Here is a 2,293-nt window from a genome sequence, read left to right as displayed (position 1 = left end):
GCACCCGAAGCCGGTGGCCGAACCCGCAAGGGACGGAGCCGTCTAAGGTGTGCCTGGTAAGGGGGGTGAAGTCGTAACAAGGTAGCCGTACCGGAAGGTGCGGCTGGATCACCTCCTTTCTAGGGAGTATCATAAGAGGCACCCCATGGGTTTTTGTACGCTGTTTCTTTTTTCCCGAGGGCCGATAGCTCAGGTGGCTAGAGCACACGGCTGATAACCGTGAGGTCGGAGGTTCGAATCCTCCTCGGCCCACCAGCCATTTCGGGGATGTAGCTCAGTGGGAGAGCGCCTGCCTTGCACGCAGGAAGTCGTCGGTTCGAATCCGATCATCTCCACCAGCCCAATAAATGCGGTCCTGATAATGCGGTCGAAGGGGCCGCATTTTTCAATTGGAGCGGCAAGGGTCCTGGCCTTCAGAATCTCCTGACGGCGAGGGTTTCACTCTTTTCGCCCTTCCCTCCGGCGATAACGATCCTGTATTTCCTGCCCCTTGATTTTCTTTCGAGGTTGTTGTATCATTCTGATATCGGGGAGAAGTGACCCCGGAGTCGGGTTTTCCGGCTTGAAAGGCGGGTTTTGGACAGCAGGAGCAACATCAGGTACGGCGTAGTTTGAGTGTGGTGTAGCGATCCGGTAACGAGGAACGGTTGTTGACGGAGTGGGGAGTGGTTGCTTGAAGTGTCTCTGCGCCGGGAAACCCGACCAAGGAAGGACAGGGGTGGCGGAAGCCACCCCTTTTTTGATTTTTGTCCCTCGACAAGGGATTTTTTAAAGAGGAGTGATGAATATGCTGGAACTGTTAAGAAAACGAAGGAGCATCAGAAAGTACCAAGACCGCCCCCTTTCAGCGGATCAGGTAATAGCCCTCGAGGAGGCGGTTCTCAGGAGTCCCACGGGGAGAGATTCTAGGTCCTGGGAATTTATTTTCGTCGACGACAGGTTATTGCTAAAAAAACTGGCCGATACGAGGGGAAGCAATTCCGCTTTTCTCGCCGGCGCGTCCCTGGGCGTTGTCGTCCTGGGAAATGAAGTAATCACTGATACCTGGGTCGAGGACTCGTCCCTGGCGGCCGTCATAGTCCAGCTTGCCGCCGTCCAATTGGGCCTTGGGTCATGCTGGTCCCAAGTACGAAACAGGGAACACTCCCCCGACAGGACCGCCGAGGATTACGTCCGGGAACTGCTGGACATCCCCGACAATTTAAGGGTGTTGTGCGTCATCGCGGTGGGCCATCCCGCAGAAGAAAAGCGCCCCACCCCGAAAAAGGAACTACCTTTTCGGAAGATACACAGGAACCGGTTCAGTCCGGTCTAAGGGGCAACGATTTCGGGCGGGTTCTCACCTCGCTAGCTTGAGCATGGCGGCCTTGAGGACCAGGACGGAGGACAAAAGGTCCTCGATCCCGATGTGTTCATCGGCCTGGTGGGCCAGGTCGAGAAGGCCCGACGGGAAGGGAGCGAAGGCCACCACATTTGGGAGGGCTTTGGCATAGGTCCCGCCACCGATGGCCATCACTTCCGGATATTTCCCCGTCACCTCGTAAAAAGCCTCGCTGAGATCCCTTATCAGTGGCGAATCCTTGGGAATTAAAAGGGGGCTGTACCTGGAAGTCTCCACGGGGACGAGGCCAAGGGAGGCCAGTCTTTCCCGGAGCCTTTCCGCCACCAGGTCACCCTTGATCGTCACCGGATGCCTGATATCGAGAGCGACAGAGAGGATACCCCTCGAAAAGGAGGCCAAACCTGGGTTGCACGTCAGCGGGCCGGAGACGTCATCGCTCATGGCTATCCCCAGGCTGGAACCGAACCTCGGGTCTTCCAGCAGATCCGAGAGGATGCTAAAAACCTCAAAGGCTCCCCCGGGGGGAGGGTTGGCATCGATCAGCCGGCAGAGGGCCGCGATGGCGTTCTCTCCATTTTCAGGGAGGCTCGCGTGGGCCGCCCTGCCGAAAGCTCTTACGGTAATGGCCCCCTTTTCGAAAAGCACCTCACCGCCCAGGGGTATGGTCCCGACAGCGCCGCGGAGTACATCCGCCCAGGCTTGAAGGGTGGCGTTCTCTCCCCTGAAGACGGCCTCGCACCGGTCGGGGACAATGTTGACGGCCTCCCCCGCCTGGAAAGAGACCAGCCGGGCCGCGTCGTTGACCCCGACAGGTATATCGATCCGGATATGGAGGCCGCCCTTCTCGGCATGGACGATCCCCTCCGGTATATCGGGGGTGAAACCCGCGACGGGGGCTTCCTCGTTGGCGGCGTACCACTTGATGCCCCGGAAGCCGCTTTCCTCGTTGGT

General features: G+C 58.4%; 2 protein-coding genes, 2 tRNA genes and 1 rRNA gene. 4 read left to right on the top strand and 1 reads right to left on the bottom strand.

The window, feature by feature from the left end:
- The 4 genes from GX108_07580 to GX108_07565 form a co-directional block, all read left to right on the top strand.
- Nucleotides 1–127: ribosomal RNA gene (locus GX108_07580) — 16S ribosomal RNA — on the top strand; the annotation flags it as partial.
- A 51-nt stretch (nucleotides 128–178) separates the two neighbouring features.
- A tRNA-Ile gene (locus GX108_07575) sits at nucleotides 179–255 on the top strand.
- Nucleotides 256–263: 8 nt separating this feature from the next.
- A tRNA-Ala gene (locus tag GX108_07570) sits at nucleotides 264–338 on the top strand.
- Between the two features lie 449 nt (nucleotides 339–787).
- Nucleotides 788–1,315 (top strand): NAD(P)H nitroreductase, encoded by a 528-nt coding sequence (locus GX108_07565; GenBank protein NLO56890.1) that lies wholly within the window; start codon nucleotides 788–790, stop codon nucleotides 1,313–1,315.
- 24 nt (nucleotides 1,316–1,339) lie between these two features.
- On the opposite strand, the gene GX108_07560 is transcribed toward GX108_07565, so the two are convergent.
- Nucleotides 1,340–2,293 (bottom strand): M20 family metallopeptidase (locus GX108_07560; GenBank protein NLO56889.1); only part of this gene is annotated, 954 nt, incomplete at its 5' end.

The sequence above is a fragment of the Thermovirga sp. genome (assembly GCA_012523215.1).
Classification (GTDB): domain Bacteria; phylum Synergistota; class Synergistia; order Synergistales; family Thermovirgaceae; genus 58-81.
The sequence above is the reverse complement of the archived record's forward strand: the minus strand, read 5'-3'. Positions and strand labels throughout refer to the sequence as shown.

Excerpts from the sequence above, each read along its gene's own strand:
- GX108_07565 (NLO56890.1), top strand. The coding sequence starts at position 788 with ATGCTGGAACTGTTAAGAAAACGAAGGAGCATCAGAAAGTACCAAGAC.